The sequence below is a fragment of the Ruegeria sp. AK4 genome, from assembly GCF_056541025.1.
Map to the genome: position 1 here is coordinate 155005 of NZ_JBQFXS010000002.1, position 12075 is coordinate 167079.

14 protein-coding genes are annotated in these 12075 nt (G+C 62.6%); 1 reads left to right on the forward strand and 13 read right to left on the reverse strand.

The genetic code is table 11. From position 1 onward, the window contains the following. Positions 1 to 7 precede the first annotated feature (7 nt). The 7 genes from ACR0EZ_RS04690 to ACR0EZ_RS04720 form a co-directional block, all read right to left on the reverse strand. The gene (locus tag ACR0EZ_RS04690) at positions 8 to 1030 is read right to left on the reverse strand and encodes an Ldh family oxidoreductase (protein ID WP_480611466.1); all 1023 of its coding nucleotides are present in this window, start codon (positions 1028 to 1030) and stop codon (positions 8 to 10) included. Between the two features lie 75 nt (positions 1031 to 1105). Beyond that, complete coding sequence (locus ACR0EZ_RS04695; protein WP_480611467.1) at positions 1106 to 1858, reverse strand: ABC transporter ATP-binding protein; 753 nt, start codon at positions 1856 to 1858, stop codon at positions 1106 to 1108. Position 1859: 1 nt separating this feature from the next. Continuing rightward, positions 1860 to 2708 carry an ABC transporter ATP-binding protein gene (locus tag ACR0EZ_RS04700; protein ID WP_480611468.1) on the reverse strand — a complete coding sequence of 283 codons (849 nt, stop codon included), beginning with the start codon at positions 2706 to 2708 and terminating at the stop codon, positions 1860 to 1862. After that, positions 2705 to 3616 carry an ABC transporter permease gene (locus ACR0EZ_RS04705; protein WP_480611469.1) on the reverse strand — a complete coding sequence of 304 codons (912 nt, stop codon included), beginning with the start codon at positions 3614 to 3616 and terminating at the stop codon, positions 2705 to 2707. The genes ACR0EZ_RS04700 and ACR0EZ_RS04705 overlap by 4 nt, the downstream gene beginning before the upstream one ends. Then, positions 3613 to 4671 (reverse strand): ABC transporter permease, encoded by a 1059-nt coding sequence (locus ACR0EZ_RS04710; protein ID WP_480611470.1) that lies wholly within the window; start codon positions 4669 to 4671, stop codon positions 3613 to 3615. The genes ACR0EZ_RS04705 and ACR0EZ_RS04710 overlap by 4 nt, the downstream gene beginning before the upstream one ends. Further along, a complete protein-coding gene (locus ACR0EZ_RS04715) occupies positions 4672 to 6267 on the reverse strand; it encodes an ABC transporter substrate-binding protein (protein ID WP_480611471.1) in 1596 nt (531 codons plus the stop codon). 27 nt (positions 6268 to 6294) lie between these two features. Continuing rightward, complete coding sequence (locus tag ACR0EZ_RS04720) at positions 6295 to 7350, reverse strand: dipeptidase (RefSeq protein WP_480611472.1); 1056 nt, start codon at positions 7348 to 7350, stop codon at positions 6295 to 6297. Positions 7351 to 7471: 121 nt separating this feature from the next. On the opposite strand from ACR0EZ_RS04720, the gene ACR0EZ_RS04725 reads away from it, so the two are divergent. After that, on the forward strand, positions 7472 to 8383 hold the full coding sequence (locus ACR0EZ_RS04725) for a LysR family transcriptional regulator (protein ID WP_480611473.1): 912 nt from the start codon (positions 7472 to 7474) through the stop codon (positions 8381 to 8383). 6 nt (positions 8384 to 8389) lie between these two features. On the opposite strand, the gene ACR0EZ_RS04730 is transcribed toward ACR0EZ_RS04725, so the two are convergent. From ACR0EZ_RS04730 to ACR0EZ_RS04755, 6 genes are all read right to left on the reverse strand, one after another. Then, positions 8390 to 9511: an energy transducer TonB gene (locus ACR0EZ_RS04730; protein WP_480611474.1), complete on the reverse strand. Its 1122-nt coding sequence runs from the start codon at positions 9509 to 9511 to the stop codon at positions 8390 to 8392. Continuing rightward, positions 9508 to 9885, reverse strand: a complete 378-nt coding sequence (locus tag ACR0EZ_RS04735) for an ExbD/TolR family protein (protein ID WP_480611475.1) — start codon at positions 9883 to 9885, stop codon at positions 9508 to 9510. The genes ACR0EZ_RS04730 and ACR0EZ_RS04735 overlap by 4 nt, the downstream gene beginning before the upstream one ends. 4 nt (positions 9886 to 9889) lie before the next feature. Further along, on the reverse strand, positions 9890 to 10255 hold the full coding sequence (locus ACR0EZ_RS04740; RefSeq protein WP_480611476.1) for an ExbD/TolR family protein: 366 nt from the start codon (positions 10253 to 10255) through the stop codon (positions 9890 to 9892). Continuing rightward, positions 10248 to 10913 (reverse strand): MotA/TolQ/ExbB proton channel family protein, encoded by a 666-nt coding sequence (locus ACR0EZ_RS04745; RefSeq protein WP_480611477.1) that lies wholly within the window; start codon positions 10911 to 10913, stop codon positions 10248 to 10250. Before ACR0EZ_RS04745 ends, ACR0EZ_RS04740 begins: the two co-directional genes overlap by 8 nt. After that, positions 10910 to 11344 carry a hypothetical protein gene (locus tag ACR0EZ_RS04750; protein WP_480611478.1) on the reverse strand — a complete coding sequence of 145 codons (435 nt, stop codon included), beginning with the start codon at positions 11342 to 11344 and terminating at the stop codon, positions 10910 to 10912. The genes ACR0EZ_RS04745 and ACR0EZ_RS04750 overlap by 4 nt, the downstream gene beginning before the upstream one ends. 163 nt (positions 11345 to 11507) lie before the next feature. Beyond that, positions 11508 to 12071, reverse strand: a complete 564-nt coding sequence (locus ACR0EZ_RS04755) for a TetR/AcrR family transcriptional regulator (protein WP_480611479.1) — start codon at positions 12069 to 12071, stop codon at positions 11508 to 11510. Positions 12072 to 12075 lie beyond the last annotated feature (4 nt).

The window sequence follows — 12075 nt, forward strand, 5'->3', positions numbered from 1 at the left end:
GCGCAACTTAATGCCCGACCCTAAGCGCGTCGAGAGCGGTCAGAATATCGGTGCTGATGGGTACGCCATTGGCCTCGGCATCGGCGCGGGTTTTTAAACGCCCGTCGCCGGGCACCCGGGCCTGCCCGTTGCCTTCGATCTCGGCGCAGATGCGCGTGACGTAATCGTCAAAGGCCGGATTGCCAAAGCGGGTCGGGTCCAGCGCAATCAGGGTCGCGCCGCCTTTGATGTTGAGCGCGTCGCGCGCCTCGCGCTCAGCGTTGTCGACGGCCAGCGTGCCGCCCGCCAAAGCCGCGCCCAGAACCTCGACCAGAAAGGCGATGGCTGCGCCTTTGTGCGCGCCAAAGGGCAGCATCGACCGCGTTTCCAGTATGGCTTTCGGGTCCGTCGTCGGCTGGCCATGGGCGTCCAGACCCGAGGGCTGTTTCAGCGCGCGATCTTCGGCAGCGGCCAGCTTGATTTCCAGCAGGGCCGCGGTGGACGAGGCCTGATCCCAGACAATCGGCGCGCGCCCCTCACGCGGGCAGGCAAAGGCCATCGGGTTGGTGCCAAAGACCGGCCTTTCACCGCCATGGGGCACCACCAGGGCAAGCGAGTTGATGACGGCAATGGCCAGAAGCCCTTCCTCGGCCAGGGGTTCCGTGTCGAAGCGCAGGGCCCCCAGATGGTGGCAATTGGCACAGGTGAAGGCGGCGATCCCGTTTTCGCGGGCCATCGAGATCAATTCCGCGCGCGCTGCGCGGGCGGCAATCTGATAATAGCCGTTATCGGCATCGCCCCGCAGCACCCCCGGCGCGATGCGGGTCACGGTGGGCGAGGCGGCGGGATTGGCGTAGCCGGACGTGAAGCTTTGCACATAGGCGGGCAGGTTGCGCAGCCCGTGGCTGCGCGGTCCGTCCCGTTCGGACAGCATGATGATATCCGCAATCACGTCGCTGCCATTGTCGTCCATCCCGGCGGAGGTCAGAACAGATTTGGCCAGGTCCCGAATTTCGGCGAGCGAAAGCTGTTTTGTTGATGCGTCTGTCACGTGATGCCTCATGTCTGATATTGGGTGGATGCCCGACCGTACCGGCCACCACACACTGATCCCCTGAACTTGAAATCACTGAGGCGCGACCGAGGCTTTTAGCAATTCCTGCGAATAGGGGTGTATCGGGGTCCCGGATCGCAACGTGTCGGCGGTCATGACCTCGACGATTTCTCCGTTTCGCATCACCGCAAGCTGGTCGCACATATGCGCAATCACCGGCAGGTCGTGAGACACCATCAGATAGGTCAGGTTGCGCTGTGCCCGCAGGTTGGTCAGCAGGTTGAGCACTTCAGCCTGCACGCTGACGTCAAGGGCCGAGGTGGGTTCGTCCAGCAGCAGGATATCCGGCTCGCCCGCCAAGGCCCGGGCGATGGCGACGCGCTGGCGCTGACCGCCGGACAGTTGGTGAGGATAGCGGAACCGGAATCGCTGCCCCAGACCGACGTCGTTCAGCAGGGTCATCACCCGCTCGTCAATGTCGCCCATTCCGTGCAGGCTGAGGGTCTCGCTCAGAACCTGATCGACCGTGTGCCGGGGATGGAGCGAGGCATAGGGGTCCTGAAACACCATCTGCACGGTTCGAAAAAACGCCCGGTCCCGTCTGGCGCCGGACAGATCACGGCCTTCCACGCAAATCCTGCCGGACCATTGCGGGGCCAATCCGGTGATCGCGCGCAGAATGGTCGATTTGCCCGATCCGCTTTCGCCGACAAGGCCGAAGCTTTCGCCCTCCATCACCGAAAACGCTGCGTCCCGAACCGCATCCACGCGGTCATGGGCACCGCCGAACCAGACATTCAGACCCTGGATATCGAGTGCGGTCATCTTACCCCCTGACACTTGGCGCATCCGCCCAGGACGGGTCGCGGGTCAGAACGCTCAGATGATCGCGCTTTTCGTCCAGACGGGGCAGGGAATTCAGCAAACCTTGGGTATAGGGATGCTGCGCCTCGTGCAGCTTGTTGGCCTGACAGACTTCGACAATGCGCCCGGAATACATGATGAGCACCCGGTCGCAAAACTCCGACACCAGATTCAGGTCGTGGCTGATAAAGATCAGCCCCATCCCGCGTTCTTTGACAAGCCCGTCCATGATATTCAGAACCTGCCGCTGGACGCTGACATCCAGCGCCGAGGTCGGCTCGTCCGCGATCAGAATCTTCGGGCTGGGGATCAGCATCATCGCGATCATGATGCGCTGCCCCATGCCGCCCGAGACTTCGTGCGGGTAAGACCGCATGACCCGTTCGGGGTCGCGGATCGACACATCCTGCAACATCTCGATGGCCTTCTTCCGCGCCGCCTGCCGCGAGCCGGAATTGTGCTGCAGATAGGCCTCCATGATCTGTTCGCCGACCGTGACCACCGGATTGAGCGAGAATTTGGGGTCCTGCATGACCATCGAAATCTGCTTGCCGCGTACGGACCGCATCTCGCGCTCATCCAGCGTCAGCAGGTCGCGGTCTTCCAGATTGATGTGGCTCGCTTCGACAATCCCGGGCTTGCGGATCAGCCGCAGGATCGCGCGCCCGGTCATGGATTTGCCCGAGCCGCTTTCGCCCACGATGCCCAACCGCTCGCGCCCCAGCGAGAACGACACGCCGCGTACCGCATCGAACACGCCCTGCCGGGTTGGAAACCGGACCCACAGGTCCTCGACATCCAGCAGGGTCATTGGCCACCATCCTTCGGGTCCAGAACGTCCCGCAGCCCGTCGCCCAGCAGGTTGAAGGCCAGCGAAACCGTAAAGATCGCCAGCCCCGGCACGGTGGCGACCCACCAGTGATCCAAAATGAACCGGCGGCCTTCGGAAATCATCGCGCCCCATTCCGGGCTGGGCGGCTGTGCGCCGAGACCCAGAAAGCCCAGACCGGCGGCGGCCAGAATGATGCCGGCCATATCTAGCGTCACGCGGACGATCAGGGACGAGATACACAGAGGCCAGATATGGCGTGTGATGATCCGCAACGGCCCCGCGCCCTGCAAGCGGATCGCGTTGATATAGTCGGCTGAGCGGATGGTCAGCGTCTCGGCCCGCGCCATGCGGGCATAGGGCGGCCATGCGGTCAGTGAAATCGCAAGCACCGCGTTTTCGATGCCCGCACCAAGAGCGGCCACGAAGGCCAGCGCCAGAACCAGACGCGGGAAGGCGAGGAAGATATCGGTGATCCGCATCAGGATCACATCCACCCAACCGCCTGCATAGCCCGCGACCGTTCCGACCAGCAGCCCCGCAACCGGTGCGATCAGCGCAACCAGCGCCACTATGTAAAGCGTGATGCGCGCGCCATGGATCAGGCGCGACAGGATATCCCGGCCCAGGCTGTCGGTGCCCAGCAAATGCCCCTCGGTCCCGATGGGTTTCAGGCGGCTGGACAGGTCCTGCACAAACGGATCATGCGGGGCCAGAATGGGGGCCAGGATGGCCGTGAAAATCAGCACGATCAGGATGGTCAGGCCGACCATCGCCATCGAGTTGGACCGCAGATTCAACCAGCCTTTGTAAAGGCTCGACAATCTGGCATGACGGCGCGAGGTCGGCGCGTCGGTCAGCAGCCAGTGTTTCAGGGTCAGATCGCTCATTTCGACCTCGGGTCCAGGAAGCGGTAGAGCAGGTCGGAAAAGATGTTCAGGCAGATGAAGATCAGCCCGACCACAACCGTGCCCCCAAGAACGGCGTTCATATCAGCGCTCAGCAGGGCGGTGGTGATATAGCTGCCGATGCCGGGCCAGCTAAAGATGATCTCGGTCAGAACCGACCCTTCCAGCAGGTTCGCGTAACTCAGCGCGATCACGGTGATCAGTTGCACGCGGATGTTCTTGAACGCATGGCGCCAGATCACCTGCCGCTCGGACAGGCCCTTGACCCGCGCAGTGATGACATATTCGGCCGAGAGCTGTTCCAGCATGAAAGACCGCGTCATCCGGCTGATATAGGCCAGCGAGTAATAGCCCAGCAGAGCCGCAGGCAGAATGATGTGAGACATTGCGTTGCGGAACACATCCCAGTCCCGCGCCAGCGCGCTGTCCACCAGGATCAGGCCGGTGCGCGTGGGCACGATGTCCTGATAGAATATGTCCAGACGGCCCGGGCCGCCGACCCAGCCGAGAATTCCGTAAAACACCAGCAGACCCATCAGGCCCAGCCAGAAAATCGGCATCGAATAACCCACCAGCGCCACAACACGGGCGATCTGGTCGATCCATGAGCCTCGTTTGACGGCGGCAATCACGCCCAGTGGCACACCGATCAGGATGCCGATCAGCACCCCAAGCGTGGCCAGTTCCAGCGTTGCCGGAAAGACGCGGGCGATATCCTCGGCGACGGGCCGGGCATTCAGCAGCGAGTCGCCGAAATCGCCCTGCAGCACATCCCGCAGATAATACCAGAACTGCACCAGCAGCGGCTTGTCGAGGCCAAGCTCCTGATGCACCGCATCATAGGTCGATTGCGACGCGCGCTCGCCGACGATGGCCAGCACCGGGTCGATTGGCATCACGCGACCGATGATGAAGGTCACGAACAACAGGCCAAGCATGGTAATCGCAATGGTGCCCAGCGTCGCCAATATGCTTCTGGCCCAATGGAGGAGAGGCGCCGAACGGCGCCCCCCCTGAGGTCTTTCGGCCAGCGCCATTTACTTGGTCACCTGCCAATACGAGGCCGAGGTGATCGCCTGACCGGTCGAAAAGTCGGTCACGTTATCGCGCAGCGCGGACTGCTCGATCTGCTGGAACATCACGACAAAGGGCGATGTATCGCGGAACAGGGCCTGAATGTCCTTGTACATATCGGCGCGTTTCGCGGTGTCATTCTCGGTCACGGCAGCAGCGGTCATCTCGGTCAACCCGCCGGTATCCCACGAGTTGCGCCAGGCCAACAGACCGGTGGCATTGGCCGCGTCCGAGTTGTCGGGGTTATAGGCAAACGTGCCCGCATTGGTCTGCGGATCGGGATAGTCCGGCCCCCATGCGCCCAGATACACGTCCAGTTCCCGCGCGCGGTAGCGGGCGAGGATCTGCTTGGCAGTGCCCACGGTGATATTCATCTTGATCCCGACCTGACCCAGCGCGTTCTGCAGCGCCTGCGCGATCTCGATCCGTTCCTGCGCTTCGCGCACGCCGACCTCGATCTCAAGCCCACTGACACCCGCTTCGTCCAGCAGGGATTTGGCTTTTTCGACGTCGAAGGTGAACGGGTTGTTGTCCGAGGCCCCCAGATAGGTCTGCGGCAGGAAATTCTGATGGATCGTGTACTGACCCTTCAGGAAACTGTCGCGCATGCCTTCATAGTCGATCAGATACTTGAACGCCTGACGGACCTGTGGCTTGCTGAGTTCGGGGTGTTTCTGGTTCAGCGAGACATACATCAGACGGCCTTTCAGCTCGTCCGCGATGCGGATGCCCTCGGCTGAGGAGATACCGGCCACATCCTCGGGGTTCAGGTTGCGGGCAACGTCGATGTCACCGCGTTCCAGCAGCAGGCGCTGGCTGGCGCTTTCCTGAACATGGCGCACGACCACACGCTCCATCGCCGGGGCGCCCAGATAGAAATCCGGGTTGGATTGCAGCGTGACGCTTTCATTCGGCTTCCAGCTGACCAGCGAATAGGCCCCCGACCCGGCCGAGTTGGTCTTGAGCCACTCGTTGCCCAGATCGCCGTCCTTGTCGTGCTCCATCACCGTCTTCTTGTCGACGATGCCGCCAATGGTAGCGGTCAGGCAGTTCAGCACGAAAGAAGTCGCATAAGGCTTGTCGGTCGTGATGGTCACGGTGTCACCATCCGCGACGATTGTCTGCTCGACGTTTTCCGGCGTGAAGCCGAACTGGGTCAGGATAAAGGCCGGGGTCTTGTTCAGGATGATCGCGCGGCTGAGCGAGAACTGCACATCCTCTGCCGTCACCGGATTGCCGGAATGAAAGCTCAGCCCTTCGCGGATTTTGAAGGTGATGGATTTGCCGTCCTCGGACACCGTCCAGCTTTCTGCAATCTCGGGCTGGAACCCGGCGTCGAGGTTCAGCGGGTCGAAATTGACCAGCTTCTGATAGACGTTCCGGCTGACATCCGAGCCTGCGAATTCAAAGCTTTCCGCGGGGTCCAGCGTTGTGATGTCGTCGATCCTGTTGGCGATGACCAGCATGTTGGGCGGCGTTTCCGCAACCGCCGCGTTCGATGTCACGGCCAGCGCCAAACTCAGCGCGGCCCCGGTAAGTAATCTGTTGAATGCGTTCATTTTGTCCTCTCTGTCTTTTGGTTTTGGTCACGATCCCCAGGTCTTTTCCAGAACCCGCAACCAGTTCTCATGGCAGAGCTTCTTGACGAGCTCTTCGCCGTATCCATGCCGCAGCATGGCATCCCGTAATTGAGGCAACATCGAGATATCGGTGATCTCATCCGGTACGATGGCCCCGTCATAGTCCGAGCCCAGCCCGACCCGATCCTCGCCCAGTATCCCCATCAGGTGATCCAGATGCCGCATCACCTGAACTAAGTGCACATCCGGCAACATTCGCCCGTCTTCGCGCAGGAACGCGGCAGCGAAGTTCAGGCCGACCATCCCGTCACTTTCGGCGATGGTGCGCAGCTGATCGTCGGTCAGGTTGCGGGTATGGGGGCAAATGGCGTGGGCGTTGGAATGGGTGGCGACCAGCGGCGCCTCGGAATGGCGGGCCACGTCCCAGAACCCCCGTTCGTTGAGGTGCGACAGGTCCAGCATGATGCCAAGCTCATTGCACCGGCGCACCAGTCTAAGGCCGTGATCGGTCAGCCCGTCGCCGGTATCCGGCCCCGAGGGGTATCGGAACGGCACCCCGTGGCCGAAGATGTTTGGCCTGCTCCAGACCGGCCCGATCGACCGCAGGCCCGCAGCATGGAACACATCCAGCGCGTGCAGATCGGTATCGATGGCCTCGGCCCCTTCGATATGTAGGATCGCGGCGATGCGGTTGTCCGCGATGCAGGCGCGAATATCGGCTGCCGACCGCACCACGCGCAGCGCGTCCAGACGTTCCAGTTCGAACAGGATGGCCGCCTGGCTCAGGGCCGAGGGCAGGGCGTCTTCGGCATCGATCTGATCCGGCAGCGGCAGGTCGTATTCCGGCTGCACCATCTCTTCCATCTTGGCGTCCGCGTCCATCGGCGATGGCACCCAGATGGCAAAGAACCCCCCGGCAAAGCCGCCGGCCCGCGCCTTGGGCAAGTCAATCGCACCATCGAGGCCGGACAGGAACCGTTTGGCCCCGGCCAGCCCGCCAGACTTGGCAAGCTTTGACAGGACATCATTGTGACCGTCAAAGATCGGGGGTGTAGAAGTCATGATTGTGTAGCTGCAAAAAGTCTCATTTCGACACACGCTAACAGACCAGATCATCATTGTTGCCAAAAAATTCAATGAGTTTTACTCATTGATCTAGTCGCTTTCATGAGGGTCCGCCGCAATGGGAAAGCCCAGAAACTGGCATTCGTTGCCCGAGTATCAGGCCCTGCGCGCGTTGATGCAGGCGGGAACAACAGCGGCGGCAGCGCGCCAGCTTGGCCTGTCGCAATCTGCGGTCAGCCGGTCGATCGGCAGCCTCGAATCCCGATTGGGTAAGACATTGTTCGAACGCGATGCGGGGCGGCTGCGGCCGACGCAAGAGGCGGTTCGCCTCAACATGCGGCTTGATCCGCTGTTCGAGGCGCTGGACCGCATCGACGGCCCCAGCGAAACAGTGCAGGAAACCCTGCGACTTGTCGCACCACCCAGCTACGCCCATCGCTATCTGGTGTCGCTGATCGCCAGCTTTCTGCGCGGGAACCCGGGGTTCTTTGTCAATCTGGAAGTCACGACATCGGATATGGTGACGCTTGGCGTGCTGGAAAACCGGGCCGATCTGGCGGTGACAGGGATCGAGCAAAGCCGGGCAGGGATCAAACTCATCCCCTTTCGCGCGTCGCCTGCGGTCTGTGTGATGCGGCCAGAACACGCCCTTGCGCAGCGCGATGTGTTGACGCCATCGGACCTGCATCAGCAGGAATTGATTGCCCTGACATACCGGCATGGACGTCGGGGCCAGCTTGACCGATTGCTGCATCAGGCCCGTGCCGAACCCCATATTGTAGCCGAGGTATCCACCTCATTCGCAGCAGCCGATCTGGCGCGCGAGGGGTTGGGGCTGGCCGTCATCAATCCCTTCCCGGTCTACATGTACCGCGCGCCCGATCTGGCCTTTGTCCGGTTTGACTCGCCCATGCGCTACCGAGGGCATTTTGTCGTGTCCGACCAGCGCCCGATCCCGCGCATCGCGCGGGCGTTCATGCGGCACCTGCGGCTGAACACGCCGCCCGATCCGTTCTCGGAGCGCAACTAGCGCCGGTTATCCCCCCGGCGGGCTGTTCTGGTAGTAGAATGACAGCTTCCGGCTGACCCCGCCCGGTGGCGGTGGGAACGGCGCGGCGACGCGCACTTGTTCCCGTGCCGCGCGCTCCACATCCGGCGAGCCCGAACTGCGGATGATATCGACCCAGGCCAGCGAGCCATCCGGGTCAATCTGGAAAAACACCTGCGCATACCCGCGGGCCTTTACGAAAACCGGTGGCGCGCGGTTGAGATGCACCAGAACGCGACCGGCATAGTTCGTCTCATTCGCGTTTCCGGGACCACGGCCGCCGGACCGTGTGCCCGAGTCGCTGCGGGTAAAGGCATCAAGCCCTTCGCGGCGATAGACGGTCAGCGGCGAGTCGATGGTTTGTTCGGGGAACTTCAGATTGTCGAAATTCCTCAGGTTTCTTGGTGTGCCCTGCGGCGTGGTCTGGGGCCTGCGATCAGGAAGGCGCGGGCGGATCGAGGCGGTCACGGCCTGTTCGGACTCGGTTTCTTCGGTGTCCTCGGGCGTCGGCTCAACTGAGATGTCCGGTTCAACCGCGTCACGCTCCAGTGGGATCACAGGCACTGCCGTGACCTCGGGCGCTGGCAGAGCGGCCAGTTGTTCGGGTGCGACCGGTGCCTCGGCTGGGGTTTCGACGGTTGCATCTGGCGTGCCCTGCGGGACCTCAGCGACAGTATCGGGCTCGACCGGAGGGGTTTCGGTTGCCTCATCGCTGGCACTTTCTTTGCTGTCGGGCTGGCCGACGGGCTCGACCACCTCGGGTTCCGGCGCTTCCGGCTGGGCAATCTGCGAGGTTCCCGTGTCGGGCGCGAACACCCGCTGCGGATCGGGCGAGGCCACCTTGGCCTGACTTGTCGGTATCTCGGCGGGTTCGGGTTCCGGCGGGGTTTCAACCGGAGGTTCCGGGGTTTCCGCCTGTTCCGGTTCGACTGGTTCAGACGGGGTTTCGGCAAGGTCTTCGAAACTGTTGCCCAAAGCCACCGTGTCGGGTGCGGTTTCCGTGGTCTGCGGCGCGGCCAGATTGGGTGCGGTCATGCTCAGGCCAAGGATATGCACAACAAGTGACACCAAGGCGGCCACCACGGCGACGAAAACCGACCGGCGGATCATTCCAGAGCCTGCTCGGTGACGAGAAACACAGACGATGCGCCCAGCCTGCGCAGCGCCCCCGCGACCTTGATCAGCCGCGGGCCGGGGGCGTTCCGGTCGGGCAGGATGCGCACGGGCCCGTCCTGATGGATAGCCATGTAGCGTTCCGGATCGGTCGGCGTGCCGCGAAAGCTGAGCGTGCCATCCTGATGCAGGATCAGCGCATCGGGCGGCTCACGCCCCTCAAGCTCGGCAGTGTCCACGAGGTCAAGATCGGGATCCAGCGGCGGGGCCACGGTGCCGGCGATCAGAAAGAACACCAGCATCAGGAACACAACGTTGATCAGCGGAATGGTCGAATCGCGGGACCGGCGGGGGCGGGCGTGGCGGATCATGGCCTTACTCCAACACCGTCACGGTCAGCCCATCGCGTCCACGCAATGGCACCAGCAGGTCCACCAGCCGCTGGGCCGAGGTCTCGGTATCAAGGCTGATTAGGACCTGTCCGGTTTCGACCTGTGCGACCAGCTCGTCCAGCGTCACCGGCGCGCCGTTCAGCGCCAGCCGGTCGGGGCCAAGCTGTACAAATACACGCTCGGTAGTATCGCCCGAGGCCGCGTTGCCCGCCGTTGCATTGCTTAGCTCGATCTCGGCAAACCGTGAAAAGGTCGAGGTCAGCATGAAGAACAGCAACAAAAGAAAGATCACGTCGATCAGGGGCGTCATCGCCATGCGGCGCCGGATAAAGGGGGCCGGGTTACGCATGTTCCGGTGCGGTTCCGGGGCGTCCAGCGCCCGCCACTTCATGCAGGGCATGGCCGGGCACCAGAATGGTGCGCAGGGCCTTGTCGGCAAAAACCCTTTCCCGCGCAGTGCGGCTTTCGAACCACGACAGCACCATCGACGTGGGCATCGCCACCGCCAGCCCCACGGCGGTTGTCACCAGCGCGACCCAGATGCCGCCCGCAAGAAGCGACGGATCGACCGATGAGCCAGAGGTCTGAAGGCTGCGAAACGCTTCGATCATGCCCAGAACCGTGCCGAACAGCCCAAGCAGGGGCGCAAGCTGGGCAACCGTGTCGAGCAGGCGGAACCCGCGTTCCAGCCCTGCAAGCGCAAGGCCTGCTTCGGCGTCCAGCCGGTCATCGAGGCCTGGCGTGTCCGGCGCATCCATCGCAGCACTGACAATGGGCGCAAGATAGCTGCCGCTTTTGGTAAGATGCGCGCGGGCGGCTGCCCGGTCGCCTGCATCCCAGGCGGCCAGTGCTTCGGACAGGACCTTGTGCCGCCCGACGCCACAGGCCGCGAATTGCCACAGCTTGTAGATCGTCACCGCCAGTGTCAGCACGGACATGACGATCAGGATGGCGACAACAGGCCCGCCGAGGGCCAGAATTTCACGAAACGCGTCAAGAATGCTCATCCCAGAAGCTCCACATCCACACGGCTGCTCAGCGACAGCGATTGCTGACAGATATCGCTTTCCGCGCCGTTGACCACGCAAGAGTTCGCCCCGTTGATCAGCGCCTGCCCGACATCGGCGCAAGCCGTGCCGGACAGGTCGAACTGGCGCACACGGGGGCGGTCAGCGGGCAGGTCGCGGAAGTCAAACAGGGACAGGCTCATCACACCGCCGTTGGCGTCAAAGATCACCGTCTCGAACACGGCTTTCTCGATGGGGGTTCCGGTCTGGTTTCGGGCCAGAAAGGTCAGTCGGCAGGCCTGGCCCGCGTCTTGTACCGTGTTCAGTTCCAGAAACAGGCCCGAACCGGTGGTTTCGGCCTCCTGGGCCGTGGCCGCAATCGGTGATGCTCCGGCAAGCAGGGCCGCAAATGCGAAGGGACGAAACGACATCAAGGGGCTCTCCTGACTACAGGGCGCGGAATGTGAAGGCCCGCGATGCTCCGCTGGCGCTGTATCCGTCATATCCAAGTAGACGCATGGGTGAAAGGGTGGCCGACGCCATTGTGACCCGACGCGTGAGCGGTGTCTTGCCAGAGGTGTTGCAGCGGCGTGATCAAAGACGAGAGGTCAGGATATCGACCGCCGCATCGAAACTCGCCACGTTTTCTTCGGCGCGGGCAGACAGATGCGCGCCTTCGAGCAGGGCCAGCGTCGCGCGGGCATCGGCGGTCGGGTTGGTAACGCCCCGGATCGTTCCGTCTTGCCGCCCAAGTTCGAAGACCGCAGTGATCCGTTGTATCATCATTGCCCTGAACGTCCTGATCTTTTCGATCACCTCGTCCGACAGGCTTTCGCGGCCGCAGATGAGCGATACACACAGGCACAGCGTTTCGCCTCCGTTCAGCGCCTTGCGATAGAGCGTAATCATGGCGCGCAGACGTTCGGCACCGGTTTTGTACTGGCTTTCGATGCCGGTGCACTGGTCGTCCATCGCTGCGTGGTAGCGTTCCATCAACGCGGCGGACAGGGCGGCTTTGGTCGGGAAGTGATAGTGGATCGAGGCTTTGCGGATGCCGACCGCTTCGGCCAGATCGGCATAGCTGAAACCATCGAACCCCCGCGCCCGCGCGGCGCGTTCAGCAACGTCCAGCAAGGCTGTTTTGGTGTCTGTTGTCATGGCG